Source organism: Flavobacterium sp. GNP001 (genome assembly GCF_054343775.1).
Genome location: NZ_JBTGUX010000001.1, coordinates 863,059 through 889,876 on the forward strand (window position 1 = coordinate 863,059; position 26,818 = coordinate 889,876).

At 34.4% G+C, this 26,818-nt stretch carries 23 protein-coding genes; 2 read left to right on the top strand and 21 right to left on the bottom strand.

Annotated elements, in window-relative coordinates; translation table 11 throughout:
* Positions 1-121 precede the first annotated feature (121 nt).
* A complete protein-coding gene (gene guaB / locus ACXX8U_RS03620; RefSeq protein ID WP_458564648.1) occupies positions 122-1,594 on the top strand; it encodes an IMP dehydrogenase in 1,473 nt (490 codons plus the stop codon).
* Between the two features lie 140 nt (positions 1,595-1,734).
* On the opposite strand, the gene ACXX8U_RS03625 is transcribed toward guaB, so the two are convergent.
* From ACXX8U_RS03625 to ACXX8U_RS03635, 3 genes are all read right to left on the bottom strand, one after another.
* Positions 1,735-3,969, bottom strand: coding sequence for a cation:proton antiporter domain-containing protein (locus ACXX8U_RS03625; RefSeq protein ID WP_458564649.1), 2,235 nt, complete (start codon positions 3,967-3,969; stop codon positions 1,735-1,737).
* Positions 3,970-4,058: 89 nt separating this feature from the next.
* The gene (gene purB, locus ACXX8U_RS03630; protein ID WP_458564650.1) at positions 4,059-5,405 is read right to left on the bottom strand and encodes an adenylosuccinate lyase; all 1,347 of its coding nucleotides are present in this window, start codon (positions 5,403-5,405) and stop codon (positions 4,059-4,061) included.
* A gap of 115 nt (positions 5,406-5,520) precedes the next feature.
* Positions 5,521-6,216 (bottom strand): Sir2 family NAD-dependent protein deacetylase, encoded by a 696-nt coding sequence (locus ACXX8U_RS03635; RefSeq protein ID WP_458564651.1) that lies wholly within the window; start codon positions 6,214-6,216, stop codon positions 5,521-5,523.
* A 221-nt stretch (positions 6,217-6,437) separates the two neighbouring features.
* Between ACXX8U_RS03635 and ACXX8U_RS03640 the strand changes: the two genes are divergently transcribed.
* Positions 6,438-7,094, top strand: coding sequence for a TrmH family RNA methyltransferase (locus ACXX8U_RS03640; RefSeq protein WP_458564652.1), 657 nt, complete (start codon positions 6,438-6,440; stop codon positions 7,092-7,094).
* 39 nt (positions 7,095-7,133) lie between these two features.
* On the opposite strand, the gene ACXX8U_RS03645 is transcribed toward ACXX8U_RS03640, so the two are convergent.
* From ACXX8U_RS03645 to secA, 18 genes are all read right to left on the bottom strand, one after another.
* Positions 7,134-7,673, bottom strand: coding sequence for an STM3941 family protein (locus tag ACXX8U_RS03645; RefSeq protein WP_458564653.1), 540 nt, complete (start codon positions 7,671-7,673; stop codon positions 7,134-7,136).
* A gap of 153 nt (positions 7,674-7,826) precedes the next feature.
* Positions 7,827-8,903, bottom strand: a complete 1,077-nt coding sequence (gene amrB / locus ACXX8U_RS03650) for an AmmeMemoRadiSam system protein B (RefSeq protein WP_458564654.1) — start codon at positions 8,901-8,903, stop codon at positions 7,827-7,829.
* Positions 8,904-9,217: 314 nt separating this feature from the next.
* Positions 9,218-9,910 (bottom strand): FISUMP domain-containing protein, encoded by a 693-nt coding sequence (locus ACXX8U_RS03655; protein WP_458564655.1) that lies wholly within the window; start codon positions 9,908-9,910, stop codon positions 9,218-9,220.
* An 804-nt stretch (positions 9,911-10,714) separates the two neighbouring features.
* Positions 10,715-11,443: an LVIVD repeat-containing protein gene (locus ACXX8U_RS03660; protein ID WP_458564656.1), complete on the bottom strand. Its 729-nt coding sequence runs from the start codon at positions 11,441-11,443 to the stop codon at positions 10,715-10,717.
* Between the two features lie 2 nt (positions 11,444-11,445).
* Positions 11,446-11,937: a hypothetical protein gene (locus ACXX8U_RS03665; protein WP_458564657.1), complete on the bottom strand. Its 492-nt coding sequence runs from the start codon at positions 11,935-11,937 to the stop codon at positions 11,446-11,448.
* 786 nt (positions 11,938-12,723) lie between these two features.
* The gene (locus ACXX8U_RS03670; protein ID WP_458564658.1) at positions 12,724-13,347 is read right to left on the bottom strand and encodes a CatB-related O-acetyltransferase; all 624 of its coding nucleotides are present in this window, start codon (positions 13,345-13,347) and stop codon (positions 12,724-12,726) included.
* 414 nt (positions 13,348-13,761) lie between these two features.
* On the bottom strand, positions 13,762-14,529 hold the full coding sequence (locus ACXX8U_RS03675) for an MBL fold metallo-hydrolase (RefSeq protein WP_458564659.1): 768 nt from the start codon (positions 14,527-14,529) through the stop codon (positions 13,762-13,764).
* 74 nt (positions 14,530-14,603) lie between these two features.
* Positions 14,604-15,176 carry a Crp/Fnr family transcriptional regulator gene (locus ACXX8U_RS03680; protein WP_458564660.1) on the bottom strand — a complete coding sequence of 191 codons (573 nt, stop codon included), beginning with the start codon at positions 15,174-15,176 and terminating at the stop codon, positions 14,604-14,606.
* A gap of 233 nt (positions 15,177-15,409) precedes the next feature.
* Complete coding sequence (locus ACXX8U_RS03685; protein WP_458564661.1) at positions 15,410-17,581, bottom strand: TonB-dependent receptor; 2,172 nt, start codon at positions 17,579-17,581, stop codon at positions 15,410-15,412.
* A gap of 88 nt (positions 17,582-17,669) precedes the next feature.
* Positions 17,670-17,990, bottom strand: a complete 321-nt coding sequence (locus tag ACXX8U_RS03690; protein WP_458564662.1) for a DUF6660 family protein — start codon at positions 17,988-17,990, stop codon at positions 17,670-17,672.
* A gap of 18 nt (positions 17,991-18,008) precedes the next feature.
* Positions 18,009-18,638 (bottom strand): class I SAM-dependent methyltransferase, encoded by a 630-nt coding sequence (locus tag ACXX8U_RS03695; RefSeq protein ID WP_458564663.1) that lies wholly within the window; start codon positions 18,636-18,638, stop codon positions 18,009-18,011.
* A gap of 184 nt (positions 18,639-18,822) precedes the next feature.
* Positions 18,823-19,215, bottom strand: a complete 393-nt coding sequence (locus ACXX8U_RS03700) for a hypothetical protein (protein WP_458564664.1) — start codon at positions 19,213-19,215, stop codon at positions 18,823-18,825.
* Between the two features lie 652 nt (positions 19,216-19,867).
* Positions 19,868-20,356: a DUF4199 domain-containing protein gene (locus ACXX8U_RS03705; protein ID WP_458564665.1), complete on the bottom strand. Its 489-nt coding sequence runs from the start codon at positions 20,354-20,356 to the stop codon at positions 19,868-19,870.
* Positions 20,357-21,040: 684 nt separating this feature from the next.
* Entirely contained in the window at positions 21,041-21,520 is a 480-nt protein-coding gene (locus tag ACXX8U_RS03710) for a hypothetical protein (protein ID WP_458564666.1), read from the bottom strand.
* Positions 21,521-21,620: 100 nt separating this feature from the next.
* Complete coding sequence (locus ACXX8U_RS03715) at positions 21,621-22,313, bottom strand: DUF1003 domain-containing protein (protein WP_458564667.1); 693 nt, start codon at positions 22,311-22,313, stop codon at positions 21,621-21,623.
* 88 nt (positions 22,314-22,401) lie between these two features.
* The gene (locus tag ACXX8U_RS03720; protein ID WP_458564668.1) at positions 22,402-22,530 is read right to left on the bottom strand and encodes a hypothetical protein; all 129 of its coding nucleotides are present in this window, start codon (positions 22,528-22,530) and stop codon (positions 22,402-22,404) included.
* Positions 22,523-22,975 carry a hypothetical protein gene (locus tag ACXX8U_RS03725; RefSeq protein ID WP_458564669.1) on the bottom strand — a complete coding sequence of 151 codons (453 nt, stop codon included), beginning with the start codon at positions 22,973-22,975 and terminating at the stop codon, positions 22,523-22,525. The genes ACXX8U_RS03720 and ACXX8U_RS03725 overlap by 8 nt, the downstream gene beginning before the upstream one ends.
* Before the next feature lie 441 nt (positions 22,976-23,416).
* Positions 23,417-26,758 (bottom strand): preprotein translocase subunit SecA, encoded by a 3,342-nt coding sequence (gene secA / locus ACXX8U_RS03730; RefSeq protein WP_458564670.1) that lies wholly within the window; start codon positions 26,756-26,758, stop codon positions 23,417-23,419.
* Positions 26,759-26,818 lie beyond the last annotated feature (60 nt).

Sequence of the window (26,818 nt, forward strand, 5' to 3'; positions counted from 1 at the left end):
CTACTCTTAATCTTAAGATGTTGTTAATTAATGGTTTTTTTATCAATTATAAGCTTTGTTCTTTATTTTTAGCGTAAGATTGTGTATATTTGCACGCAATTAAACTCCAACTACAATTGCAATGATCGCACACAACTCTAAAATTATCGGTGAAGGCTTAACTTACGATGATGTTTTATTAGTTCCTAACTACTCAAATGTGCTTCCTCGCGAAGTGAGTATTCAATCAAAATTTTCTAAAAATATTACGCTAAATGTTCCAATTGTATCTGCTGCTATGGATACAGTTACCGAAAGTGCTATGGCAATAGCTATGGCTCAAGAAGGTGGAATTGGTGTTTTACATAAAAATATGACTATTGAGCAACAAGCTGCAAAGGTTAGAAAAGTAAAGCGTGCGGAGTCAGGTATGATTATCGATCCAGTAACATTACCATTAAGTTCTACTGTTGCCGATGCTAAAAATGCCATGAAAGAATATGGTATTGGCGGTATTCCAATTGTTGATGAAAGTAAAACATTAAAAGGGATTGTTACCAATAGAGATTTACGTTTTGAAAAAAACGGTTCTCGACCAATTGTTGAGGTAATGACTAGCGAAAATCTAGTTACTGTTGCCGAAGGAACTTCATTAGAACAAGCCGAAGTAGTTTTACAAGGTTACAAAATTGAGAAATTACCTGTTGTAAATACAGATTATAAATTGGTGGGTTTAATCACTTTTAGAGACATTACTAAATTAACCCAAAAACCGATTGCCAACAAAGATGTATACGGACGTTTGCGCGTTGCCGCAGCTATTGGTGTAACTGGTGATGCAGTGTTAAGAGCCGAAGCACTTGTAAATGCAGGTGTAGATGCTATTATTATCGATACCGCTCACGGACATACACAAGGTGTGGTAAATACTTTGAAAGAAGTAAAATCAAAATTCCCGCAGATTGACGTAATTGTTGGTAATATTGCTACTGCTGAAGCTGCACGTTATTTAGTTGAAAATGGTGCTGATGGTGTAAAAGTAGGAATTGGGCCTGGTTCAATTTGTACTACTCGTATCGTTGCTGGAGTTGGTTTTCCTCAATTTTCTGCTGTGCTTGAAGTAGCTGCTGCTATCAAAGGAACAGGAGTTCCAGTTATTGCTGATGGTGGAATTCGTTACACTGGTGATATCCCAAAAGCGATTGCTGCAGGTGCTGATTGTGTGATGTTAGGGTCTTTATTAGCAGGTACCAAGGAGTCTCCAGGAGAAACAATCATATTTGAAGGACGTAAATTCAAATCCTACCGTGGTATGGGTTCAGTTGAAGCCATGCAAGAAGGATCAAAAGACAGATACTTTCAAGACGTAGAGGATGACGTAAAAAAATTAGTTCCTGAAGGAATTGTAGGTCGTGTACCATACAAAGGAGAGTTGAACGAAAGTATGCAACAATTCATTGGTGGTCTTCGTGCCGGAATGGGATATTGTGGTTCAAAAGACATTCCAACCCTGCAAGAAACAGGTAGTTTTGTGCGCATTACTGCTAGCGGAATTAATGAAAGTCACCCACATAACGTAACCATTACAAAAGAAGCTCCGAATTATTCAAGATAGTTTCTGAGATAATTTCAGATGACTATTTGAAATAGCTGACGGATTGCAATAAGTTAAAATAAAACCATTAAGAAAATTATACAAGATTTCAATTGCTGTTGAAACGTAATTTTCTTAATGGTTTTTTTATTGAAGTTAAACTAAGCTCTCAAAAAGGCGGCAATTTTTTTCTTCTCGCCTGCAATCCATAAAATATCACTTTCCTCTAATACCAAGTGAGATTCAGGATTTAACATACGTTTTCCGTTGCGCTCAATCCCAACAATAATACCATGGGTGTTTTCTCGAATTTGCGATTCTCGAATACTTTTGCCGATACAAACACGGTTTTTTAGTTCTAGTTTTTGAAGGATAATGTCAGTCTCAACCACTTTTTCGGCAACATCAATTTCATTTTTATCCAAATAGATTTTAAATTGTTTGACTTGTGCATCCGTTCCGATAATATTTATTTCATCTCCAGGAAACAATCTGTCGGTTTTCAAAGGAATATTAATTACTACCTCTCCTCTTTTAATTGAGGCGATGTTGATTTCAAACTGTTCTCTAATTTTTAATTCTTCAAGTGTTTTTCCAGCTAGATTAGATTCTTTGGCAATTTCAAACTCTGTCATGTGACCATCCCAAGGAGAGAGCGTATTTTGGCGTTTATTTTCTTTTCTAATTTCTCGATCATTATAGTTGCTCATAAAATGATCTTCAATTTTATGGTAAACTGCATGTAATTTTTTCGGGAATAAGATATAAGCACCTATCGCAATTAAAAAAGCTATTGCAGCAATTCCTGCAGAGAAAAATGTATTTAAAATAAATCCAACGTAAAATAGAGCAAGAGCAATTCTAAAAAGTACCAACATGATAATTGGTCCATAATGTTTTTTTTGCTCTAATAAAATTTGAACTTGTTTCACTGCAACTCTTCTTAACGAGAGCGCCCACAAGAATGGTGATAAAATTATCAGTGTTATCAATGCAGCAATTGCATTTCCAAATTTGGAATGTTCTACTAACGGAAGTATAAAATTTGACGAAAGTAAAATAATGGCAACTATAATGATAGAATGCAGCACAACTTGTGTGAGATAACTTCGCATCACAATTTGCCAATTGCTTAATGATTTTATTTCTTCGGTATTAGAGCTGTATAATTGAATTCTTTTTACCCATCTTTTAGGGAGTTTCTTTTCAACAAAAACCGAAAACGGTTCGGCAAACTTGACCATGAAAGGTGTGGTAAAAGTGGTAATTGCAGATACGGCGACTACAATGGGATATAAAAAATCACTTGTTACTTTTAGGGTGGTTCCCAATGTGGCAATGATAAATGAAAATTCCCCAATTTGAGATAAACTCATTCCGGATTGTATGGATTGTTTTAGCGGTTGTCCCGATAGCAAAGAGCCTATTGTAGAACTAATGGATTGCCCAAAGATTACGATTAATGTTAAAACAGCGACAGGAAAAGCATATTCTAGCAGTGTATTGGGATCAATTAACATTCCAACGGATACAAAGAACACAGCCCCAAATAAGTCTTTTACGGGTTTTACCAAATGTTCTATGTGTTCTGCTTGTGTAGTTTCGGCAATGATAGATCCCATAATAAAGGCACCAAGAGCTGGCGAAAATCCAACATTTGCTGCAAAAATCACCATTAGTAAACACAAGGCTAACGAAATGATCAACATCATTTCATCGGTTAATAAATGTTTGGCTTTTTTTAATAATGTTGGTATAAAAAAGATTCCTACTACAAACCAAATGGTTAAAAAGAAAATCAGTTTTAATACGGACTGCACTAATTCCATTCCTGAAAACTGCTGACTCACCGCAACTGTTGAGAGTAAAACCATCATCAAAATGGCAATAATATCTTGAACAATAAGGGAGCCGATTACGTTTCCAGCAAACTTTTGCGATTTTACGCCCAGTTCATCAAAGGTTTTCAAAATGATGGTAGTGGATGAAATAGATAATATCACGCCCAGAAAAATACTGTTCATTTTATTCCATCCCAAAAATTGACCGGTAAAAAAGCCTAAGGTAACGAGTGAAATAATTTGTGTAAACGCTGTGATAGTGGCAGTCCCACCTACTTTTACCAGTTTTTTAAAACTGAACTCGAGTCCTAAACTGAACAGTAAAAAAATAACGCCTATCTCGGCCCAAACTTTTACACTGTTAACATCTTTTACATTGGGGAAAAAATCAAATTCAGAACTGGCTAAAAATCCTGCAACCAAATACCCTAAAACCAAAGGCTGTTTCATAATTCGAAATAACAACACAGCTATGGCTGCAGTGATTAAGATTAAACCTAAATCAGTTATTAAATCGGGTAAATGAACTATTGAAGTGGATAAAAAGGGAAACATAAATTTTGAATTTTGACTAAAATAACAAAAAAATCTGCTTTTATCAAGTGACAAAAGCAGATTTTAGAAAAGTATAGCAATATTTAGTCTTAGATTCCCAAGAAATTGCTTGGTGTAATTTGCATTAATTCGGCTTTTATCGCTTCAGATACATCCAGTGTTGCAATAAAACCATGAATGGCATTTTTATCAATCGCTTCATTAGTTCGTGTCAACCCTTTCAAGGCTTCATACGGATTTGGATAACCTTCCCGACGTAAAATAGTCTGGATTGCCTCCGCAACAACGGCCCAATTTTTCTCTAAATCTTCGTGAAATTTAGGTTCGTTCAAGAGTAATTTATTTAATCCTTTCAAGGTAGCTTCAAATCCTATGATGGTATGACCGATTGGTACGCCTACATTTCTAAGAACGGTGCTATCTGTTAAATCACGTTGCAATCTTGAAATTGGTAATTTTGCCGAAAGGTGTTCAAAAATTGCATTGGCAATCCCTAAGTTTCCTTCTGAGTTTTCAAAATCAATTGGGTTTACTTTGTGCGGCATGGCTGATGAACCAATTTCGCCTGCTTTTATTTTTTGCTTGAAATACTCCATTGAAACATAAGTCCAAATGTCTCTATCCAAGTCAATGATAATAGTGTTTATTCTTTTTAAGGAATCAAAAAACGCTGCAAAATGATCGTAATGTTCTATTTGTGTGGTTGGGAAGGAGTGGTGTAATCCTAAAATATCTTCGACAAATTTTCCTCCAAATTGTTTCCAATCAATTTGTGGGTAGGCTACATGGTGTGCATTGTAATTTCCAGTAGCACCGCCAAATTTAGCTGCAAACGGAATATTGAATAACAAACGCATTTGCTCCTCTAGTCGTTCTACAAAAACGCCAATTTCTTTACCCAATCGAGTAGGTGAGGCAGGCTGTCCGTGTGTACGAGCTAGCATTGGTACGTCTTTCCATTCCATGCTTAATTCTTTCAACTTTGCTGTCAAAGCGATTAACGAGGGCATGTATACTTTTTCAAACGCTTCTTTTGTAGATAACGGAATCGCAGTATTATTGATGTCCTGAGAAGTCAACCCAAAATGAATGAACTCTTTGTATTGTGATAAACCTAGTTTTTCAAAAGCATCTTTGATAAAGTATTCTACCGCTTTTACATCGTGGTTGGTTACTTTTTCTGTTTCTTTAATCCAAAGGGCATCTTCTGTCGAAAAATTTTGGTAAATGTTGCGTAAACTTTCAAATAAATCCGAATTTACCCCAGCAAGTTGTGGCAAAGGCACTTCGCACAAAGCAATGAAATATTCAATTTCAACCAGTACGCGGTATTTGATCAAAGCTTCTTCAGAGAAAAATGGAGCTAAAGAAAGGGTTTTACTTCTATATCTTCCATCAATTGGAGAAATAGCATTCAATTCGTTTAAAGTAGTCATTGTTTAGTTGTTTGTTCGAAAGGCACAAAAATAGTTATAAGTTACAAGTAATGGATGATAAGTTTAGACTTTTATTGCTCCAATAATTGATTTTTTGCCATTGCTATTACCATTCTTATGGTATTTTATGTAGTAATTTATTTTTCATGATTTCAACTCCTTTCGAAGCCATTTCAGGAATTACCTGCAGTTGATTTCTCAAATTCGGAATTTTAATCGGTTTGGGGTCAATGTAAAATAGTGGTGTTGTCACTTTGGTAAAATCAATCAAACCTGCCGCTGGATACACTTGTAACGAGGTGCCTATCACTGCAAAATAATCAGCAGTTTCTGTAATTGCAACCGCTTCTTCCAGTGCAGGAACTTCTTCGCCGAACCAAACAATGTGTGGACGCAATTGATTTTGATTTTCATCAAAGTCGCCAAAATTTAAATCTTCACTCCAGTTCAAAATATAATCGGGGTTGCGCGTACTGCGCACTTTTAACAATTCTCCATGTAGGTGCAATATTTGCGTACTGCCAGCACGCTCGTGCAAATCGTCTACATTTTGAGTGATGATATGCACATTAAATTCCGACTCCAATTCTGCCAAAATATAATGAGCTGCATTAGGAGTAACCTCTTTGAGCTGTCGGCGCCTTTGGTTGTAAAAATCAAGGACCAAAGCCGAATTTTTGTGCCAACCTTCGGGCGTAGCCACATCTTGAACGTTATGCCCTTCCCAGAGTCCGTCACTATCCCGAAACGTTTTAATACCGCTTTCAGCACTAATTCCAGCGCCAGTCAAAACTACTAATTTCTTTTTCATGTTCTAATTTTTTGGGCGTGTTCGCCGAGGCGACCGGGCTTTCTGCTATATCTTTATGGGCAAAAAAAGCCCATAAAGGATGCCGCTTCAATCCCTCACGCAAATCCCGTAAGCGTACTTCGTTTAACTTTCAAAGCACAATTCGTAAGAGATCAATACTCGCTGCTCTTTAAAACATAAAACTACTCTTTTTTACTATTTTTGCCAAAAAATAATCCCACATGATCGATTTAAAATATCTCGAGTTTCTTGAAAATATCCTCACAGATAATCGCAAAGAGAAATTCTTGAAAGTATTGCAAAACAGAACCAAACATTTTACCATAGCTGTTGAAGATGTATTCCAAATGCACAACACTAGCGCCGTGATGCGTAGTTGTGAGGTTTTTGGTATTCAAGAACTGAACGTAATTGAGCAACGCTACGGAAAAAATATCGATAAAGAAATTGCCATGGGCGCCCAAAAATGGGTTGACATTAACACGTTTGACAGTGTAACCACTTGTGTTGACACTTTAAAAAATAAAGGGTATCAAATCATTGCTACCACGCCACACGACAACGATTGTTTGATGGAAGATTTTGATATATCTAAACCCAGTGCTTTATTTTTTGGCACCGAACGCGACGGTTTATCTGAGGAAATCTTGCAACGTGCCGATGGTTTTTTAAAAATCCCCATGGTGGGTTTCACTGAAAGTTTGAATATCTCCGTTTCGGCAGCAATTATTATTCAAAATTTAACCAATAGATTGCGCAATTCTAATATTGATTGGCACTTAACCGAAAACGAAATACTAGAAAAACGATTGGAGTGGGCCAAAAAATCTATAAAAGATATTAAAAGGATTGAAGCTCGTTACTACAGTGAAATTTAGATACAAATTGTTTGCTGCAATAGTTATAAACTACAATTATTATGCTTTGTAATCTTGCATTTGCTCAAGTATTACCTTTTGTAGTTCATTAAAATCAATCTCTAATGCGGTAGAAGTTATAGTGATTGGTGTGCCATAAGACTGGTAATTCATTCTGACAGCTCCTTTTTTAATCGGATTGGTGATTTGATTGATGTAATCCTCAGGGTTGCGCACCATAATCAATAAAAATTGCTGGATCATTACTTGTGCAATCTCTACCGCGGTGATATCATCCCATGGTATTAATCCAGCAGATACAGCACTTGAATTGTCTGTGATTCCGGCTTGATCTATTTGTAAACCCGGTTTTTTATCGTTGTATTTTCGGGAAATACTAATTGCTAGACCTCCAAAAAACACAATCGCAAGACCTCCTAAAATTCGCATCACGGTTTCATTTTTAAACCAATTGCTCGAACCTTGAGGCGGATTAGAGACAAACCAAATACCAATTAGTACAAATAAAATGGATCCTAAAAGTAAAAATTGCATTTTGGTTTTACTAAGTGCAATTTCAATCGGAGCTGAATTTTTCATAGCGCTACAGTTTTAAATTATTTGTTTAGGTTATCAAACAAATTTAAAAAAAAATTAAAAGAGCTGCTATATCGCTGTAATGATTACATTTTAGCTTCGTGTAAAATTGATAGATGAAAATACTACTTTTACTTTTGTCCGTTAAACTAATAACTATTCATATTTTATACTCGCATATCCCACCCAATGTTTTTGAGTGGCTATAGCTGTAGTTCCCATACCTAAATCTTCTACTTTTATAAGTTCATGATCAATACTTGATGCATAGTTTAAAAAAGTCCCTTTCAGTGGTTTGTTTGATAATGCCAGATTTAATTTATTGGCGAAACTCACTCCAAATGGCACCGAATAACGCCCACACCAAACCCATTTATATTCTTTGTAATCTGTCTTTTTGACGGTGTATTCGGTAAAGTTTTTTACTTTTTCTGTACTAATTTCGTTTACTAAACACTTCTCGATAATCTCCATATCTAAAGCTCTAGCTTTTTTGGTGCCTTCATCATCAACTCCGAAAGGGGCCAAATCACCACTCCATTCTTCATTGCCATAATGTACGGCATCGTTAGAAATGACAACTGCGACGTCTTTGCCATACTTAAGATGTTTTTCTTTTAAAATTTTTGACACCACATCAGAAAGTGCATCGCTTATGCTATCTATTGTTTCGTAATTGATGTATGGCACAAGTATCGGAATAATTTGTAGGTTCTTGTTTTTGCGATGTAAAAAAGGTACTATAGCTTCTAATGAATGTTCTAACTCTTGCATGTCGTTATGAACTAGGTAGGATGATTTTGGTAGTTGCGCCATGATTTCCGCATTTAAATCAGACACTTTTACATCACCATAAGGCGATTGCCAATGTGTGAAATCTCCAAAGATGATTTTGTCTTGAAGGGTAAAGTTTCGAGCGCGATGTGCAACACCAATTAAAATAATTGTGTTGGCATTAATTCCTTTAAGCGATTCGTAGTACAATCGTCCGGCGTATTTATAATCGTCATGCGGACTTATAGCTGCTTTCCATTGCATCTTATTTTTAGAATCCTTAATTCCTAAACGGTTATAAATAGAATCTAATTGCCAACTGTATTTTGTAAAACCAATTGTATCATGAAAAGGCCTAATTCTCTTTTCTAGTGCTAAGACTTGTGCTAGATTTTTGACATTTTTTTTACTTGTACAACTGAAACAACACAAACAAATCAAAATAAATAGTAATCGCATATCAAATTTTATTTTAAGCAATTTACGTCAAAAAATGATATCTGAGTGCGGCCGTAATTTTTAGATCCATTTTTGTTTTTAGGTTACTGTTTGGTTGAAAATAGGAGAGATAGAACTTTGTGACTTTCTCCTAAATTACTAAATTTTAGGATTTGCTTTTGAATAGGGTGTAAAAATAGCCAGCAAATCCGTGTTATTGAGCTTAAATTTTTGCAAAGTTTGTATTCTTTGTGGTCACGAGCGAGACGCTCGCGCTAGCGGGGGATATAAATTTGATATGATCACTCCTTATAAAAAAATTAGAAAGACAGTAGTTACTCTTTAATACATCGCACTCCTACACCAATATTAATGATGTTTTCTGCATAGGAGATAGTATTTTGGTCGTATACCAAGTTAATCACTATTCTGTGAAAACCATCTGAAGTTTTAGTTGTTGTAGCCCAATTAGAAATTATTTCACTGGCTTTTGGTGTACCAAGAGCATCAACATATCCATTTGCTAATCCATTAAAGCCAATGGTATCAGTGCCAAATCCTGAGCGAATCCATCCTGTTTTTGACTTTAAAGCTTTCCCTTCATTACCACTATGTCCATTTGTTTTGAGGTAATTTTCTAAAATTTCGAAATCTTTTTTACTAGGTATTCTCCATCCAGTTGGAGCGAGTTTTCCACTATCTAATACAAGATCGCTGTACATTGCTCCATAGTAATTTGAAGGTAATTCTTCGGAAAACACATTGTTTAAATCATTTGTATTGGCCCATTGGTAGTGAGCAATACTATTCCATTTATCTGAAAGAGCATATTTAGGAATTGGTGTTCCATCGTTATATTTCGTTGTTTTTAAGTTTTCTAACATCCATGTTTGATTGCCTATTTTTAAAGTTTTATAGGTGTTGCCATCACGATCAACTAATTTTCCGAATGCGTTGTTGGTATCACTTTCTTCATTTTTTGAACAAGAGATAACTATTAATAACAGAAGTGGAAGTAGTTTTTTCATTTATGAATGGTTTTGTGTTAATTTTTATATCTGTGTGTTTAAAAAAGTTTTAAAAAACTAAAGTAATTATTTTTTTTTCATCTCCAACTCAGTGGACAAAAAATAAAATATTAAAAGCATTCCAAATTATCGAAATGCTTTTAATATTTTTTTATTATAGTTAATTAGCTTCTCAAGAATATCTTTGGCGCGTTCACTACTAAGCCAATCAACAATTCTGATATTATGGCTGCCTTTTTTTATCGTAACGGACTAGTTTGAATTTGAAAATAGATAATTCAAACGAGTAAAATAACTTGTTTTCTCTATGTCAAAATTTACTATGCTAATTTTTTGAATTTTAGATTTAAGATATTCTTTTGGCTTATCGAAAAGTTTATTTTTATTCATGACCTTTATTTTTTTTGGAGAAATTTCTAAAATCACTTTACCGAAAGTATTCCATAACCAAATGTAAAGGAAGAGTATAAAGAATCCTAGGAACGGAGTTAGAGCAAAAATATAATTTATAATAGATAGTAAGTACGTATTGCTTGCCGAGAAAATTGGTAAAAAAACTAGCATTATCATTATTAAAACTAACAACACAAAAGGAAATGTTAGGGCAATAATCCAATTCGGTTTGTTTTTTATTATGATGATTTCGGACATTTTAGTTTATTCGTTTTTTTATTTTAATTGATCTCAGAACTACAAAAACAATTTGAATGATTTAACTTCCTAATTAAGGTAAATGTACTCGTTTTACATAAAAAAAAACGACTTTGAAAAAAGTCGTTTTAACTATTCTTAGAAGGAGAAAAATTAAAAATTTGTTTCGCTCTCTAGTTGGATGTCTTTGATATCGTTTGGATTCATTTTATAACGGTATACCCCTTTATCTCCAATAGCAAACAAGGTATTGTCTCGAATAATTACATCAAAGCAATTTTTGTCAATAGCATGAACCAAAATAGGTTCTACTGGATTTTCAATGTTGAATATTTTGATTACATCGTCGCAAACCAATAGGTATTTTGCAGTATAAAAACCTATACCTTTAGGTTGCATAAGGTTTCGACTGTGAATTAACTTCGGGTTTTTAAGGTCCTTAGTGTCGTAAACTTGTAAAACGTTTATGTTATTCCCACAAGTAGTGTTTGAGTTCAATGTTACAAAGGAATGCGTGCTATTGGCAATTACAGGGTCGCAAGCGGTAAAATGTTGTACACTTGATAATTTGGTTGGGTTTTCAGGATTACTTATTGAATAAATAAACATTCCGTTTCTTGAACCAATAAATAAGTTGTCTCCATAAGCGAATAGCGTTTCGATGTCAAAGCCAATAGGAATATCGTTCACTTTAACTGGTTTTTCGCCATTTATTAACGAAAACACATTTAATTTCATGTGGTCTACGCTGTAAAGATAGTTGTCTTTTAGGGCAAAAACAGCGAGTGAGCCGCCTTGTCCGGTGCTATCGTTTGATGTGCTATCACTGTCAGAGCAACCGAATGAAAGCGTTAATAGAAATATGAATATAATTTTTTTCATGATTATTTTTTTAAATTCCAGTCAATTATGATTTCATTTTCTTTCGTGTAGCCTTGAAAACCATTTGGTGCTTGCTTTTGCGGAAACACATTTTTATTTCGGTTGGTGACCTTAAAAATTCTTGTAGCGGGATCGAAGGTAGCCGTAACCAAATCTACGGCTTGATTGATGTACATGGTATTGCCTTTAACAGCTAAATCCGTGGCTCCTGGCGCCTTTATAAAAAAGAGTCGTTCAGGTTTGCTTGGGTTTGCATAATCGTATACATGAAACCCTTTGTTGACATCGTTAATAAACATTAAATCTCCTTTAATATAAATTTTTCCTGATTTAACAATGGGCTGAGCGTTTTGAAAAGCGATAGAGGTTTCGAGGGCGCTCCGAGTGATAATGACAGGTTGGTATTCTTGTCTCGGAAATTCATTAGGTTCATTTGGTAGCCAACACGAAACAAACAAAATTGAAACCAGCAAGAGAAGTACTATTTTTTTCATAGTTAAATATTTTTTTAAAGATAACTAATGGAGCTTTTGGTTGCGTTACCTTTTGGTTAAGTTTTATTTCGTAATGATTTAGCAATCAGAAATCTATTTATATAATTCAATGAGGTTTTTCAAACAAGCGATTTTTTATTTCAGCGACCACAGCTTGGTGTAATCAACTACGTTAAAAATTCAGTTTTATTTGCACCAAACAGAACAACAGCTCTAATTTCTTGTCATTATTTTTCCAAATGACATAGCCTGGAGTTGCTCTTTCTTCTATTTTCCACACCTTGCTTTTTTGTTCTTTGTAGTAATAGAAATCCTATTGATATAAAAGAGAAATCTGTTCAAATACAGTTGCGGAATTCTTGTAAATAGGGTAGGATTTCATCGGTTTTGTAACCCCATTTCAGATTTTAAAAGTTTAAAACAGATGATTGTAAGCTAAAATTAAAACGAAAAAAAATAAAAGCAGCAATGCAATCAAAAGCATTACAAACGAGAAAAACCGAATATTGGAAAGCCAATTATTGTTTTTGAAAAGAAGTAAACTGACAACTGTAAGTGCAACCGACGCCATGATAAACCAGCAAAGTTCGACAGCAGTAATTCCTGAATGAACAACCGTTTTGTAGAGCGGTATTACAAAAATCCCAGCAACAGATAAAATGAAAAAGGAAAAGCAAAGTATTACTTTTTCAGCGCGATTGTATTTTTTTTCGGGAGTATTTGATGATAAAAGTAAACCGATAATTTCGAATAATTCGGAGATCATAGTTGTGATTTAAATTGATGTTATTCGACTAATTTATCCCAATCACAAGCTGTTAGGTGTTCTACATTTCGGGTTATTCTTTCAATAGGCCAATGCCACCATTGCATTTCTAATAGTTTTGTGATCACTTCATCTGGAAATCGTTTTTTAATTTCGCGAGCGGGATTTCCTCCTACAATGGTATAGGGCGGTACATCAGTTGTCACGGTAGCATTTGCTGCAATAATAGCACCATCGCCAATGGTAACACCGGCCATTATAGTGGCGTTGTAACCAATCCAAACATCGTTGTCAATGTTGATATTGCCTTTGTTCGGATAGCTTTTATCTTGCATGGCATGTTCCCAACCGTTACCAAAAATTGCAAACGGATAGGAGCTAAGTGCGCTGGTTAAATGATTGGCGCCATTCATAATAAAAGTGGCACCTGAGGCAATCATGCAAAATTTACCAATAACGAGTTGATCGCCAATAAAATCGAAATGGTATTTTACATTTTTCTCAAAATTAGACACATCTTCAAAGTCGTCATAGTACGTGTAATCGCCCACGATGATGTTAGGATTTTTGATTGTATTTTTTAAAAAGCATAGTCGGTCGTAATTGGCTAGAGGAAAAACACTATCCTTGTCAGGTCCTGTCATTTTTCGAATTTTTATTGAATTGCTTTTGTAATAAAGTTGTATTGCCTTTTTATCTGAGTCAAATGTACTATTATTTTAGAGTCTAGAATAGTTGACAATTGTTTTTTGGATGCCGCTAAATTAAGAATTTGCTTAAGGTTGTTGCAATTTTTTGCTGCATCAGATTCAACAAAAGAGGTCTGTTTTTGTGGTCTACGGTCCATACAGTCCTCGCTGCTGTTGCATGTATTTGTCAGCTGCGCGGGCTAAAAGACGGTAATACCTTAAAATGATGCTAGAAAAGATTGATGATTTAAAGTAAAATAAAACTGAGTTTGAATTGGAGTAAAAAAATCTAAAAGTCGCTGGGCGAAATTGGGAGACTTCGCCTAGCTGAATTTTTAATTACTATTTTAAGGTTATATGGTTGTCTGATTAGAACATCCTACTTTCTCCATCATTTGGAATAAAAACCTTGTCAGAAAGTCCAATTTTGGCAACTTCTATTTGTAACTGTTCTCGTGTTGTAGGGCAATGATTGACGGCTTCTAAATGATTAGCGATAACTTGGTTTGGTGCATTTTTTACGAATTTTAAAATGTCGTCCATTCGCATTAATAAAGGTTGAAAAATATCCAGTTGTGCTGTTCCACAAGCTGCTACAGCAACTTCAGGTTTTAGTTCTGTGAGCACTCGGTGTACATCGTCAGTATAAACGGTATCTGCGCTCAGGTAGATTGATTTTTCGTTTGGTAATTTGATATAAAATCCCATTACATTCCCCATTGGTTTAGCTACAAATCCGTAACCATGAACCGCTGGAATACCTAAAATTGCTCCGCCTAAAAAAGGGCTTTCAATCCAATAGTCAACTGTTTGGGTAACGTTCAATCCTTTTTTTCTTAATGTAGCTTCGTCTTTTATGCTACAAATAACAGGAATTTGTTTGGAGCGAAGAAAATTTTCAGCCTCCTTGTCTAAATGGTCTGGGTGCAAATGTGTAAGTAAGCAATGGGTTGTTTTTTCAACAATGTCCATTGCATTGTGTGGTAAATCCACAATTGGATTGCGTTGAGGTTTAAAACGGAAAAGTGTAAATGTTGGGCCAGCGGTTCCTTTTTTTCCAAGCATTGGGTCAACTAGAATGACTTTATTTCCAGTTTCTATGACTAAAGTGGCATTTCGCAAATGATGTACCTTCATTATTTAATAGTTTTAAATTGAAAGTCCAAAGTTGCTCATTGCTAAAATAGATTCCATTGATTGAAATCAATAAATTAAATTCTTTTTCTAATTCTGCTCAATGTTTCGGGCGTAATCCCTAAATAAGAAGCAATATGATATTGAGGAATTTGTAACAACCAATCTGGTTTATTTTTCATAATATCGAGATACAATTCTTCTGCAGTATTTACAAAATGGTTAAATTCTTCGGTTTCCTTATTAACAACAATTCTTTGGAAAATAGTTTCAATAAATAGTTTGCCACATTGGTATTGATTGGTAAAAGCCAAGAATTTTTCTTTCGATAAAACTCTCAAATCGACATCAATCAAACATTCTTGATATTTTTTTGTTGGAGAAGCATGAGTAAAGGAACTGAAATCGGTTATGAAAGTCGGATTGGTATAGAAATTTATATTTTTTTCCTTCTCGTTGCTAGCATAATATTCGCGAATGATTCCTTGATCTAAAAATCGGAGTTCATTTTCGATGGTGTCACTTTGTAAAATGATTTCTCCTTTTTTATATGATTTGATGACAAAAGTATTTACAAATTCCTCTAAACCTTCTTTGTTAAAAGGAAACTCATTGCTGAATAATAAAGAGAGCTTATCTGTAGTTGTCATTTGTTTTTTAATCATTTTAAGAAACATTCTTGCGGGATTGGTCGGGTTTGGAGCTAAAGTACGCTATTTTGAGGATTTGACATTCGAGCGATAGTTAAGTAATAAAATCTAAAAGTTGGTTGGACGAAGTCGGGAAACTTCGCATAGATGAGTCTGCGGAGTACTGAACTTCTACTTTTGCCCGACTCATATTGGGTGTAGCCTTTACTCTCAAACATTTTATAGAAACGGATTTATAGTTTTATTTTTATACCACCATTAATTACGAAACCGTCTACAGGAGCATAAATGTCTCTGAATTTTGGATTGGTAATCGAACCTGTATAAATTGTATCGAACCTTGTTTGTCTCGTGTTTAAGAAGTTTTCAAAGTTTATAAAAACTGACATGTTCTCCCACAATTTTTCTATCATTAGACCACAAATCCAATATTGTTTTCCTGTTGCACCGTCATTTAGTTTTTGTGGACTAAAATAATATGCCTCTAAACCAACTTTGAGTTTTTCTTCTACTTCGTACATTAATACATTATTAAGACGATGTTGGGCAACTAAGGGAAATGTTGTTTCTTCTCCATTGTAATGTTGCTTTACATCAGCGAAAGTGTAACCAATAAAAAGTTTAAAATCACTGTAAGTTAATTTAATATTTGTTTCAGCACCCTTAGTATCTATGTAACCATTGGGTTGCTTAAATTCAAGTAAGTTTGTTGATGTTGAGACTAGGGTCAATGGATTTTTTACTTGAGTGTAAAACAACAACGTATTTACACTAAAAAACATTTTGTCGTTAATTGGTGTTTTGTAATTGATGTCAAAATTCCCACCAATTGATTGTTCGGCTTTTGTTTTTGAAATGTCAATTGGCAGTACATTCCTAAACTGCATTCGTTCCGCATCTTCTGTAAATACCGTTGGTGTTTTGTAACCTAAACCACCGCCAAGTCGCATGGATAATTTCGGGCTAGTTTTTAAAAGTCCTGAAATTCGGGGTAATGCAAAAAAACCATACTTGTTTTGATAATCGCCGCGTAAGCCTGTTTCGAGTACAAATTTTTCTGTTGCATTCCATGTGTTTTGAACAAATGCACCAAAGGTTGTATAATTGTAATCAACAACTTTTGAATTGTCAATTTTGTTTTGATTGAATTTGTCTGTCCAAAGGTTCAAACCTGTTATCCATTCTGATTTTTCATTTGTATGCTTATGGTTGGCTTCTGTAAATGATGATAATTGGATACCTGAGAATTTAAATGTAGGAATTTCGATCGTACGGTCGTAGTAACTGACACTATTTTTAAAAGACAATTTTGAATTATCATTAATTTCATGTTCAAGTTCTAATTGTGTGCTGTTACGATTTGTTCTATTTCTTTCAAAATAATTATCAGTACCATCACTTTTATTTTTAATGTACTTTATATCGCCACCAATACGGTCTTCAATAGTACTGTTAATTCCTAAATTAAGAGCTGTTTTGTCACTAAAGTAAACAAATAATTTCGGATTAAATGTGTATCTTTTGTACTTAGGAATTGCTGTAAAACCAATCTTTGCGGGGTCGTAAGGTGAGCCTAAATTGTATGAAGCAAAAATAGTTGTGCCAATCTTTTTGAATTTTTGGGAATAAAATCCGCTTGCATCTAAACATAATGCTGATGTACCATTGAGCATAAAGCTAAGTTCTCTTTTTTCCTTTGGTACTTTTGAAATGAGATTTACTAAACCTGCAATTGCACCACCACCATAAAGTGTTGAAGATGCGCCTTTAATCACCTCTACTTGCTTCAAGTCAAGCGGAGCGATTTGTAATAAACTTAAGCCACCCGAAAATCCTGAATATAGAGGAAGCCCATCCCTAAGTATTTGAGTGTATTTTCCGTCTAGGCCTTGAATTCGAATAGAAGAATTATAACTCGTTGCTGATGTCTGTTGAGTTTGTATTCCAGTACTTTCATTTAACATCATTCGTATATCTCCAGGTTTCATATTTCCTTTCTCTTCTAATTCTTCACCCGAAATAGCCTCAATTCTTGTGGGAAGATTATCAATACTTCTGCTTGAACGTGTTGATGAAACAATTACCTCTTCCATCTCTTCTCCTTCTTCACTGAGTAAAATTTCTAAAGGTTCTGTTTGCACAAAAGGAAAAGTAATTGTGTCACTTCTATCTTGATATCCAATGTAGCGGAAAATAATGATCTGTTTACCGTTAGGTATGTTTTTGATTTCAATAAAGCCGTTTGGGTCTGCACTTGAACTATTAGATGTGCCTTTCAATATTGCGGTTGCTCCAATTAGCACATCTTTGGTTTCAGCATTTTTAATTTGTGCTTTGAATGTATTTTGTCCGAAAGCCACTATGGAATATATGAATGCCAATAATGGCAAAATTATTTTTTGCATTTTGATTATTATTTTAATTAATGAAATGAAGATTAAAGGCGGTGAAAAGCAGCCCTTTTTTTGTATTGTGGCGAAGTCACAATATTCATTAACTTAATTTGGGCGGTTGCCAAATTCTTACAATAAAACTGTTTATAAATTGGGATTTGTAATTTGAAACTAACTTATTAATAATGAAAATGGCTTCTGCAAGATCAAAATTTATATTTGTTCTGACAAAACCTGAACAATCTCCGCAAGTGAAGAAGGGAGAGCACGAATTACATTCTTTTTCTTGATGATCTTCTGAATTATTGTCAATTTGTTCCGTTTTTATTTCATCATTGCAATTGTCGTCTGTACAACATGGAATTGTAGAGAGAACAGCAACATAAATTGACAGGATGAAAAAGATTGTTTTCAAGGGCATGAATGTAATAAATATCAGTTAAGTTGTTTCCAATTTCTTAAAACTGCAAAAGATAAAATTCTGAATGGTGTCAAACGGTGTCTTATGGTCAACTGTTATGCAATTTACTTTTTCAAAAAATATTTTCAGTCGGTCAGTCATTGTTTCCTCCGAATATTGCTTGATATCTATACCACTACATTTTTTTGGCCCTTGTTCTGAAAAAGTCCCGATTATTAAAACACCTGTTGGCATGATGCTTTTTTGAATTGTATCGATATAATTTGTGATTTCTTTTTCTTGTGTTAAAAAATGAAATGCAGCTCTGTCGTGCCAGAAGTCGTATTTTTCCGTAGGTTTGAAATTAGATACATCAGTAACTATCCATTTCACTTTTGTCGCTCGGTCGCCAAGGCGTAGCTTTGCTCTGTCAAGTGAAGCCGCTGAAATGTCAAGTACAGTGAGGTCTGTATAACCCAAGTCAAGCAAATGGTCTACTAAAAAACTGTCACCGCCGCCAATGTCGATGATTTTTGCAGTTGTCGAAATGTTAAACTGTTTAAAAAACTCTAGCGAAGTTGTTGGTGTTGGTTGATACCAACTCACATCCTTCAATTCTTTGGTCTGATAGATGTTTTCCCAATGTTTTTTTCGTTCTGATTGTTCCATTTTTTATTCTTGATTTGTGTTAGCACTGTTGATTTGGTGATATTACAAAAAACTTTTACAGTTTGGCTAGATTTCGAACTACGGAACCTATTATTTTCGGGGAAAGATAAAATTTCTTGTGGAATATAAACTTGAATTTACTACAAAATTCGCAATCTTACGAAACGGCTTTTGTAGGCTGGTTTTAATCTTCTTTTTTGATAAACTTTCCAGTTCCACATTGAATATGTAAATCTACTCTGCAAACAAAATAATAAACGCTTCCTTCTACTTTAATAATTTCAAAAAAAGAGTTTTGTTTGGAGATTATCCTTTGAAATTCTGTACGTTTAGATTCATCAACTTTTTCATTATTTTTTACTTGGAAACTACAATTATCTAGCAATTTAATTTCATAGTCTTTTTTTTCGTCACCTTGGTAAATGTAATAATGATTTCCGTTGATTTTAATTAAACTTGAACTTCGTTCTTTTTCGTCATAATGGATTTCGTATTTTCCATTTTTCAGCATAGAGCAATTCTGCCCGAAAGAAGTGAAACTTAAACTAATAATGATTAGAATCAAGTATTTTTCCATTTGGGGTTAGTTTTTTGTATTAAACTTACTAACAAGCAAGCAAAAGGCAATTATTTTTTTGGGTATTTGAAAGGACAATTTTTTGCTAATTCGGCGTTCGAACTAGTCATTATCCAAACATCATAATCTTTCAAAATGTAAGTTGGAACTTTTTCTATTACACAAATGTCTAATATCTTGATTACATCTTCATACTTCGTTTTTCGATTAAATTTCACATGAATTCCATTTGCGGAATCATTGTTCCTGATTAGATTTCTGACTTGCAATTGAATTTTTTCGAATAGAATATTATCCTTTTTAAAATCATTCGTCAATTTAAAAGTTGTAAATTTTCTAAAATTTAATATCTTTTCCAGAGAACATCCACAACAATCTTCATAAAAATTTTCTGAAGGAAAAGATATGTCAAACGAATATTCTTTTTCGAAATTTTTATTTTTCAATAGTATAAGAATGCAAAAATTGACGAACACTAAAGTGAACGTTAAAGTGATTGTGTATATTAATATTTTTCTTTTTGTAAACATTTATTCTCTTTGGCTTACTGCTAGCGTTTAGCAAGCTACAAGAAGTTGGCGATTTCGAAGCACAAAGCTTCATTTAACAACGGAACCCCCAATTTCTTGTAGGTGCTGTCAGTAGTTCGTTGTTATTCCGTTTTTTTTGTTCGTATAAAAATCATTGCAATTGCTGTCGTCACAATTCCCATTACCAAAGCACCTATTGCACTTTGTTTAGCATAATTCATATAGTTAAAGTTTGCTTCTGCTTCTGCTGTCGATTTGAAGTAACCAATTTCAACTGAACGTTTAATGACATTCGGGAAATACTCTGGTGAAATGATGTAGGTTATTACCCATTGTGTCAATGGACTTAATATAGCAATAATTAAAGACAACACGATTCCTGATATAAGTCCTTGTTTATAGTTCATTTGTCCATCATAGAAAACTTTCTTTTTTTCTTTTAACCCAAGAATCATAAACAAAATCGCAGGAATTGCAAAAAGGTTGGTAAGATAAAGATGATAGTCGATGTATTTGCCGTGCAGTCCACTTAACTTTTCTATTACCATCCAAAGCAATGTCATTATTGAGAATAAAATTGCCCATTTGATTTCAATTTTTATTTTTTTCATTGTTTATTTTTTTTAATTAGGTTCATTAATATTTATCTATTCTTTCGCACTCATTTTTTATTAGTTCGTCATAGCGTTTGTATGAAATGTAGCCCGGTTTAGTAAAACGAATACAACTTTTGCCCATATTAAGTTTTTGCCTAGTATTTTTTGGATATTCCATTGCGAACCATTCCAATAATTTGGGTTCGGATTGAATACCCGTATGGTAGCAATTAATAGAACTTTTCTGTGAAGCAAGTCCCGAAAATGGTAATAGATCGCTTGGTTTGCAATGATAAGCTGTTGGATAAATTGTATGAGGAACAACATATCCCAACTACCAAAACAAATGGCTGTTTTAAAACAGTTAGGTAAGTTTTTCACAATAAGAAAGTGTAGTTCATTAAAAGTTTTAGCCTTATTCATTAGCATATTTATAAGAATTTAGGTCACTGACTTACCCTTTACTGTCAAATTATAATTTTTTCTGTTGTCATTCGTCGTTAATTTTTACCGTCACTGTCTGTTTTTATTGTTGCACTGTCGTCTTTTACAATTACCGTCAACGTCCCCGCGCTACAAGCAGTTTGGGACTAAATTAAGCCCATTATTCGGATTTGCCAAATCTTACAAATACAAACCAATTTTTCCATTAAGCCTATTGCCCAAATTGCTTGTAGCGTGTGTTGTGCGTTCGTAATTTTATGCTTCTTTTTTGTAATTTAATAATCTTCCAAAATATGTATTTTCAATTGTCACATTATCATTTCTTTCGACGTCGCTATATTTAAAAGTATTACTAAAAAATAATAAATGATAAGAGTTGAATATTATAATTCTAACCCGTTTGAAAATTTTAAACTTCAGAACCACTTTAGCTTTTTTTTCTGTTTTACAATTTTTCAGAACTTCGATTTTTTTAACTAATATATTCGAAATTGATAAAACAACAAGAGGTAAAAAAAATAAATGTAAATCTATAACTGCATTTATATATTCTTCAGTATTTTCTGGAATATGTGTCGGTTTTCTTCTCCAACCATAATATGGAAAGAAAAATGAATACGCATATATTAATACTGTTGAACCATACAAAACTGAATACCAATCATTGCTTAATCTAAAAAGATTAATTTTTTTTATTTTAGAAATATCTTCTTTTGTTAGTTCTTTTCTACTCATTTTTGGTATTATGACGCACAACTAGTGGCTTTGACTGATTAATTTACTCTAAAATCTGATTTCAACTTAATCAAAGCCTTATTTGTTTCACTGTATATTGTTAAGACTTTTTTAATTCTTTCATTAAGTCTTCTAAATAATCGGTTTGTAGTTCTTGAATTTCAAGGAGTTTTTTGTTTTGATGGGCTAATAAATGGTCAATTTTTTCACTTAAAAGTTTGATTTCTAGTTCGGCTTTTAAGTTAATTTTATAATCATGTTCGCTTCGTTGACGGTCTTTTTGTTCTTGTCGGTTTTGGCTCATCATTATAATTGGTGCCTGAATGGCTGCCAAGCAAGAAAGTATTAAATTCAGTAATATAAAAGGGAAGGGGTCAAATGGTTTGGTAGTTAAAAACCAAATATTAATGATCATCCAAATTAATATAAAGGAAAAAAAAGTGATGATGAAAGCCCAACTTCCGCCAAAGGCAGCCACACCATCAGCTAGTTTTTGACCGAAGGTAAGTTCGGCTTCAATTTCGTCTTGAATGTTTTCGGAAAGAATCGAGTTGTTTTTTATGGCGTTCAGCACATCTTGGTCGATGGCTGCAATTTCACCTTTTTCTTGCTGGATTAGCGAGGTTAAATACAAGCGTCGGTACCGATTCAATTCCTCAATAGATATAGCATCGTTCAAACTAAAATTCGGGAAGTCGGTTTGTATTAGGTTGAAAATCCCTTCTCGGATATCGCGTCCGAGTATTTCCTCTCCTTTTTTTATCTCTAAATTGCTAATCATGCTGGTTTTCATAATGTTTTCTGTTTGGCTTCCCAACTTAATTAGGTTGTGAAAAAGGAATTAGCAATTACTTTTACAAACTAACGCTGCTCTTTGAAAATTAATTGTTGATGCTTGGTAAATCTAAAACAAAAAAATCAAGTACTAATGAGGTAATAGCGCCATTTTCGTCAATTCCCCAATAAGCGGGATAATAGCCATGTTTTTTTAGTGCTATTGATTTAGCCATCAACCGTAATTCCGTGCTGTGGTTCGAAGTCGATAAATTCAATTGTAACATAATGATTAATTTTAGTAGAGTATAGCGTTAGTGACCAATTAACAGAATTGCCCATTATTCTTGATAATGAAATTCCATCAATAGTGAATTCTTTATCAAAGTCAACAATTTGATTTTCATTATTCCAATCTTCCAATTCTTTATTTAAGTACGGAATAAGTATGTCCACTTTTAATGAAGCATATTTGCTCTGTAATTTATTAAAAAAATCTTTTTGGCTTTCTGTTGGTCCATTCTCATCAGCGTCAATAGTTATTCCAACTTCTTTTGAATTGAACTTTGCAGTACCGTCATAAAAATTTTTCTTGCTGTCACTAAATTTGGAATAACTTAATTCGCCAAATAAATCATCTACAAATTTTGGTTTCTTTTTAAAAATGTCAAATATTCCCATCTTGCTGTTTCAGTGATACCAACTTATTTCGAAGTATCATATTTTAATTTTATTTTGAGCACATTTTTTTGACTCGTGCTGTAAAAAAATCAAAGTTGATTTTAATCAAATATAGAAACTATTTACATAAAAATCTTATCTTTTTTTTAAAGTCTTAAAAGTTAGTTTCGATTAATTTAAGATGATTGTAATTAGAAACCTAAAAGGAACTAGTCAGGAGTAAACGCTTAGCCCTGACAGCAGCGAAAAGCCTATGCCGGTTGCCAACTACCTTTTATGGTGTCTGGCAGAGCGACCGCAGGAAGCTCCTGCAAGCGCCTATAAAAAGAGTTGGCAACCCAATAGCTTGGAGTGTATGGCAGGAATAGCTCCTGAAAAAAATAGCATAAAAAAACTCCACTACTTGCGCAGTGGAGTTTGATATATTTTGAAATAAAAGGATTAGTTTACTAAAACCCATTGTCCTGAAGCGATTAAGCTTTCGGCTTTTTTGTATTTCATTTCTTGAATTTGTCCGTTGGCCACGTTTTGAATGGTCACGTTATCATTGCGATTGATTTTTGGTTGATCGCGTGTGATGGTTTCTGTTACCTGACGGGTTTGTGTTTGCATTGCCTCTTGATTGGCGGCTTCGCTACTTACAATTTCGTCTTTTGAAACGGTGTAATCTTCAACTGGCGTTACATCAATAGCTTCTTGAACTCGCTGGTTTTCTTGTGCTGGTAAATCACCTTTGAACAAGAACGAGATTACCTCTTTGTTTACATTGTCAATCATGGCTCTAAACAAATTGAAAGCCTCTAACTTGTAAATTAGCAACGGATCTTTTTGTTCGTGCACGGCCAATTGTACAGATTGTTTCAATTCGTCCATTTTGCGTAAATGCTTTTTCCAAGCTTCATCAACAATGGCTAGAGTGATGTTTTTCTCGAAATCAGCTATCAATTGCGCGCCTGCAGTTTCGTATGCTTTTTTCAAGTCGGTTACCACATTTAGTGATTTAATACCGTCAGTAAATGGCACTACAATACGCTCGAATTGATTGTTTTGGTCTTCGTAAACGCTCTTGATAATTGGGAAAGCCTCACGTGCACTACGAGCTGTTTTCTCAGTATAGTACTCTAAAGTTACTTTATATAGTTTATTAGTAATGTCTGTTTCATTGCTTTTGGCAAAGTCACTTTCGCTAATTGGCGACGTGATAGAGAAGTAACGAATTAATTCAAACTCAAAGTTTTTGAAATCGTTTGTTCCTTTGTTTTGGCTTACAATAACTTCGCAGGTATCGTACAACATGTTGGCAATGTCAAGTTTTAAACGCTCACCAAATAAGGCGTGGCGACGACGCTTGTAAACTACCTCACGCTGTGCGTTCATAACATCATCATACTCTAACAAACGTTTACGCACTCCAAAGTTGTTTTCTTCTACTTTTTTCTGTGCACGCTCAATAGATTTGGTCATCATAGAGTGCTGAATTACTTCACCTTCTTGTAATCCCATGCGGTCCATTACTTTGGCTACTCTTTCAGAACCAAATAAACGCATTAAGTTGTCTTCAAGTGAAACGTAAAATTGAGAACTTCCTGGGTCACCTTGACGTCCGGCACGACCACGTAATTGGCGGTCAACTCGACGAGAATCATGACGCTCAGTACCAACAATGGCTAAACCTCCTGCAGCTTTAACTTCTGGAGATAATTTGATATCGGTACCACGACCGGCCATATTGGTCGCAATTGTTACTACTCCTGGTTTACCTGCCTCTTCTACAATTTGAGCTTCTTGCTTGTGCATTTTGGCGTTCAATACATTGTGAGTGATGCCACGCATTTTAAGCATTCGGCTTAACAATTCAGAAATTTCAACCGATGTTGTTCCAATAAGAACTGGTCTTCCAGCTTTTGATAATTCAGTTACATCTTCAATAACTGCATTGAATTTTTCACGTGTTGTTTTGTAGATAAAGTCTTCTTTATCTTTACGTGCAATTCCTCTGTTGGTTGGAATTTCAACTACGTCTAATTTATAGATCTGCCACAATTCACCTGCTTCAGTAACGGCTGTTCCCGTCATTCCGCCCAGTTTGTTGTACATTCTGAAATAGTTTTGCAAAGTAACTGTTGCAAATGTTTGAGTTGCAGCCTCGATTTTTACATTCTCTTTCGCTTCGATCGCTTGGTGCAATCCGTCAGAGTAACGACGTCCGTCCATGATACGACCTGTTTGCTCGTCTACAATCATGATTTTGTTGTCCATGATTACATACTCTACATCTTTTTCGAATAAAGTGTAGGCTTTCAACAGTTGCGTAAGCGTGTGGATACGCTCGCTTTTGATACCAAAATCTTGGAATAATTTTTCTTTTTCTTCTGCTTCTTGATCTTTATCTAATTTTCTGCTTTCGATAGCAGCAATTTCAGTTCCGATGTCTGGAAGTACGAAAAAGTCAGAGTCTGTATCGCCAGAAAGGTATTTGATACCGTTGTCAGATAATTCTACTTGATTGTTTTTTTCTTCGATTACAAAATACAATGCTTCATCAATTTTATGCATTTCTCTTTTGTTGTCTTGCATGTATTGATTTTCAGTTTTTTGAAGCAATTGTTTGATTCCTTCTTCACTCAAAAACTTAATCAAAGCTTTGTTTTTAGGTAATGCTCTGTAAGCTCTTAAAAGTTGGAATCCACCATCTTTGGTATTTCCTTCTTTGATAAGTTTTTTAGCTTCTGCCAAGAAACCGTTAGCCAATTGTCTTTGCAAACTCACCAAATTTTCGATTTTTGGTTTCATTTCAACAAATTCGTGACGGTCACCTTGTGGTACAGGACCTGAGATAATTAATGGCGTTCTTGCATCATCAATCAAAACCGAATCCACCTCATCGACAATAGCGTAGTTGTGTTTTCTTTGTACCAAATCTTCTGGCGAGTGCGCCATGTTGTCTCTTAGGTAGTCAAAACCAAATTCGTTGTTAGTACCATAAGTAATATCAGCATCATAAGCTTTTTTACGACCTTCAGAGCTTGGTTGGTAATTGTCAATACATTCAACTGACATACCGTGGAATTCGAATAAAGGTGCTTTCCAAGTACTATCACGTTTAGCCAAGTAATCATTCACGGTTACTAAGTGTACGCCATTACCCGTAAGTGCATTTAAGTAAAGAGGTAAAGTAGCCACTAACGTTTTACCTTCACCTGTTTGCATTTCAGCTACTTTTCCTTGGTGCAAAACCATACCACCAATTAATTGTACATCGTAGTGAATCATGTCCCAGGTAATTTCTTTACCAGCTGCACTCCAAGAGTTGGCCCAAATCGCTTTGTCGCCTTCAAGAGTGATGTAAGTTTTGGTAGCAGAAAGTTCACGATCTTTTGCGGTAGCGGTAACTTCGATATGTGTGTTTTCTTTGAAACGGCTTGCTGTTTCTTTTACCACAGCAAAAGCCTCAGGTAAAATATCCATCAACACTTTTTCAGAGATTTCGTAGGCCTCTTTTTCTAAAGCGTCAATACTTACATAAATATCTTCTCTTTTATCGATGTCTTCGATGAGTTCAACATCGGCTTTCAAAGCAGCGATTTTGCTGTCTTTTTCGGCGCGTGCTTGTTTTATTTTTTCTTTAAACTCAGCCGTTTTTGCTCTCAATTCATCATGAGACAATGCTTTAAGGGCAGTTTCGAAGGTTTTTATTTTGGTAAGATACGGTTGTAAGCTTTTGACATCATTTTGAGACTTGTCGCCTACAAAGATCTTGATAATACTGTTGATGAAACTCATGATATGTTTTTATTTCTAATTGTGTTATTCTATACATTTAAACCAAAAAAAAGCCTCTTT